The organism is Olleya marilimosa CAM030 (assembly GCF_000518485.1).
In the GTDB taxonomy this organism is placed as follows: Bacteria; Bacteroidota; Bacteroidia; order Flavobacteriales; family Flavobacteriaceae; genus Olleya; species Olleya marilimosa.
Map to the genome: position 1 here is coordinate 1 of NZ_JADR01000022.1, position 3,733 is coordinate 3,733.

5 protein-coding genes are annotated in these 3,733 nt (G+C 26.7%); 2 read left to right on the forward strand and 3 right to left on the reverse strand.

The genetic code is table 11. The features are described 5' to 3' along the window. Positions 1–109: 109 nt before the first annotated feature. Both M890_RS0113880 and M890_RS0113885 read right to left on the reverse strand, forming a co-directional pair. Positions 110–712: a hypothetical protein gene (locus M890_RS0113880; protein ID WP_028284096.1), complete on the reverse strand. Its 603-nt coding sequence runs from the start codon at positions 710–712 to the stop codon at positions 110–112. Between the two features lie 4 nt (positions 713–716). Continuing rightward, the gene (locus M890_RS0113885) at positions 717–1,451 is read right to left on the reverse strand and encodes a hypothetical protein (RefSeq protein ID WP_028284097.1); all 735 of its coding nucleotides are present in this window, start codon (positions 1,449–1,451) and stop codon (positions 717–719) included. 250 nt (positions 1,452–1,701) lie between these two features. Between M890_RS0113885 and M890_RS0113890 the strand changes: the two genes are divergently transcribed. Both M890_RS0113890 and M890_RS0113895 read left to right on the forward strand, forming a co-directional pair. Further along, complete coding sequence (locus tag M890_RS0113890; protein WP_157243302.1) at positions 1,702–2,346, forward strand: hypothetical protein; 645 nt, start codon at positions 1,702–1,704, stop codon at positions 2,344–2,346. Between the two features lie 632 nt (positions 2,347–2,978). Continuing rightward, positions 2,979–3,311 carry a hypothetical protein gene (locus M890_RS0113895; RefSeq protein ID WP_028284099.1) on the forward strand — a complete coding sequence of 111 codons (333 nt, stop codon included), beginning with the start codon at positions 2,979–2,981 and terminating at the stop codon, positions 3,309–3,311. Positions 3,312–3,527: 216 nt separating this feature from the next. Here the strand turns inward: M890_RS0113895 and M890_RS16995 are convergent, their stop codons facing one another. Further along, the gene (locus tag M890_RS16995; RefSeq protein ID WP_262496336.1) at positions 3,528–3,656 is read right to left on the reverse strand and encodes a hypothetical protein; all 129 of its coding nucleotides are present in this window, start codon (positions 3,654–3,656) and stop codon (positions 3,528–3,530) included. Positions 3,657–3,733: the final 77 nt, after the last annotated feature.

Genomic DNA, 3,733 nt, shown 5'->3' on the forward strand with positions numbered 1-3,733 from the left:
TATACAACAACGTGTAAATTTAAGTTTGTTAACCATGGCTGTTTACATTACATTTACCGTAAGGATTTAACAAACCTAAACTTACACCTAACGTTGGCAGTAATTTACGTTAGAAATTAACAGAAGAAGTATCTATCTCATCAAACATATCTTTAGGGAGGTTTGAAGTTTTTACATAGGGAACTTTTAAATTATCACAAATAGGACTGAATGTTTTTTCATCAGCAGTCAAAACAACATCTAAACGATTTAAAACTTTGGCAGAACAAGCAATCTTTAAATCATCTTCAACCCAATTACGTGTATTTACAATTGAGTTTTCTTTTTCTATATTCTTCTTTATGTGACTAACTAATTGATTATAACTGTATTTTGGAACAAAATCTTTAACATTTTTAGATATATTGAAAGCAATTTCTTTTGTAAAATCTACAAAAGTTAAATCTCCAGAACTAAAAAGTTGTAGTAGAATATTAAATAATTCGTTATTTATTAGAGTAAGTTCAGAAATAGTTACAGACGAAACATAAAAAACATATTTTGCATCAGAACTTTCTTTTGACATTTTAAAATAATTGAATAGTTTTTGAGTGTCAATAACTCTGTTTTGATGTTTTTTATTTTTTTCTAACTTTTCGGGATTTTGTAATAAATCTATTATTACAGAAGTATCAAGAAAAATATATTTCCAAGTTGAAATTGAATCTACCATAAAATTACTCTATATCTTCATATCTGTTTTTAAAAATCTGAAATACTTTATCATCAAAATCAGAATTTCTAACACTTTCTATTTTATCTAAAAAACTTAAATTTTCGGTTGCTTCAAAACTTTCTAAATCTGCACTTTTTACTTGATTATCAGAAGTTGACATTTTTTTATTTAAAACAAGCCTCATTTTGTTCTTTTTAAAAAAAGGAATAAGTTTCGCTTCTTGAAAACTTGAAACTTTAATATCGTAATTATAACCATTTATTCTAATGTAAGAAACACCATCAATACTTCTTCCACCAATTGAAGTTATTATACCATAAACAGAAGAAATTTCATAATAAAAATCTGGTATTTTAGGTAACTCTATATCCTTAACATCAACTTTAAATGACTTTTCTTCATTATATGCCTGTAAATATAAATTATCTTTCAAAATAGATTTTACCTTACCAACATACTTTAATTGCTTCTTATTTAAACCTTGATAATCATTAAGACTTATCTTTTTATGAACTACTTTTAAGTTTTCGTGTACTAATTCATTATTCGTTGTTAAATTAATAGCATAACAATTACCACGAACTTCACTTAAGACTAATTTATCAACATCTGAAACATTAACAGCTTCATAAAGTGAACTTAATAAATCGGAAAGGTCTTTTATAGAAAGTCCGTTTTTAGCAGTCAAATTATGACCACTATCATCAAAACGTAAAATAAAATCAAAAGTTTTCATAATGAATATGGTGCAATTTAAGACAAAAAACTACTGCCAACACCGTATATAATTTATTGCTAATATATGCTAATTTACGAAAATACTTGCTAACACAAAAGTTAATGTTTTATTCACTAAATTAGTTCCTTGAAACACGCAACAAACCATATACAAACACGTTGTAAGCAATTTGAGAAAAATGAGGAACTCGACAATAATCGGAATTATTTTATTGGTTTTATTTTTCTCTTGTGGAGATTTAAACCAATTGGAATCTGATGAAACTCTTGTGAATAAAATAGAATCGGAATTAAAATCTGACAAATTAGATTTTTCCGAATTAAACGACTTTGAATGGGACAAGCTTCTGATACTTGAACCATATTCTATGATAAAACCAATCGGAGATTCTCTGAAATTAGATTTAAAAAATATTTCTGAAAATCAAATTGGGTTTAGAGAATCAATTAATGTTCTTGTATTTATTAAAAATGGAAAATCTATTAAGATTGCTGAAATCTTAAGAAAAAACATAGAATTTGAGCAATTGAATTCATTTATTAAAAAAAATGACGCTCAATTTTTTCGAACTGAAAACGGGAACTTTAAGCTAATTGATGAAAACAATCGGAATTTATTAAAAAGAATAAACGGAATTCCAAAATCATCATTTTGGGCTGGAAATAATGAAAAAGGAAATTGGTTTTTTATTAAGTCAATTAACAATCATAAAAACAATGCGCAAATTTCAATTTACGAAGACAAAACAGGAGACATTATTTTAGAAAGTAGATTTATGAAAATTTGTCCAACTAACGAATTAAATTTTATTGAGAATTTAAAAGAAGAAATTGACTTTTACGATGGAGAAAAAATACAACTGAAAGACAATTGTTATTTACAAAAGAATTAAAAACTGCTTACAACACCGTGTATAATTAATTGCTTGGGCAAGTGCTTATTTGGAAAATTCCTTCGGAATTTTCTCGGGTTCGTATTTGTTTACTAAATTAGTTGCTTAACCACGCAACTAACCATACACAAGACCGTTGCCTACAATTGCAACGCTCAATTCAAAACGTGCAAAACCGAATATAAAAACCACTGATTTTAAGCTAGCTTTAATAGTCTTTAGCTAACGTAAAGCACACAGTAATCCAATTCAGAATTTTAGCCTGATTGTGGATCTAAAACACCTATTAAATGCCTGATAGTTTTTCGCGATTTTTTTTTAGAATTTTAAGTTATTAAAAGCCAAAAAGCACGTAATACAGAATTTCACTCTGACGTAACAACTACGCAAACCGAATTAGCTTGTTACTCAAAAAAAAGTAAAATTTAAAAACTGTAGGCAACACAGCATATAAAAAATTGTTAACTTTAGTGCTTAAGTTATGGAAGTTGTTTATTTACTTACTGCTGAAATTCCTTCGGAATTTCATTGCGCGCAAATCACAACTTTCCATATGCAACACGTTGTGTTTAATAGCGTGCTACTAAAGTGAGTAAGTGGATGAATAGATAAAGGAAATTAAAAATATATTTATGAATGATACAAAAATAAAGGAAATACAATTAGAAAAATATTTGTCATCTGTTATAAACAACCAAACAACGCTAATTGATAAATATGGGAAACTGATAGATGAAAAAACAAAGAAAAACGTTCAAGTGTTTATGCAGCTTAACGAATTTGTTTTGAAATATAAATCTAAAGAAGAAATAGAATCAATTAAAAGTGGAGGTGATTTAGTCCTTTCTGTAATACCAGAAAATAGAAAAAAAGAACACAAAGAAATGAATGACAAAAACTATAAGTTTGATGAAATTACTCAGATTCTATTGTATCACGAAAATCTTTTAAAGCTTCTGAAATAACATTTAGTTTCTTAAATAAAACAGCAGAATCTATGTTATTTGGAGAATGACAAATAAAATATATTTCAGACCTATGATAGAAAGATTCTCTAATTACTTTTAAGTGTGGAGATATAGCGTTTAAATTTTTATTAAACTCTTCAAAAATAGATATGTATTTTTCTCTTAAAAAGAAAAGCTCTTTCTCTGTTAGTTTTTGACCTGTGTAAGACATAGTTATTTATTAGAATTATAAAAATTATATTCTACAACACATAAAGGAATTTTACAAACTTCAATGTTTTTAGATTTTAAGTACTTTAACCATGAATCGGTTTTATCTGATTCACTAACTGTATCTGCCATAATTAAAAACTAAACACAACACTATGTATAATTAATAAGGGTAGTATTGCTTTATTTAAGTTATTTTTTTTCTTTGC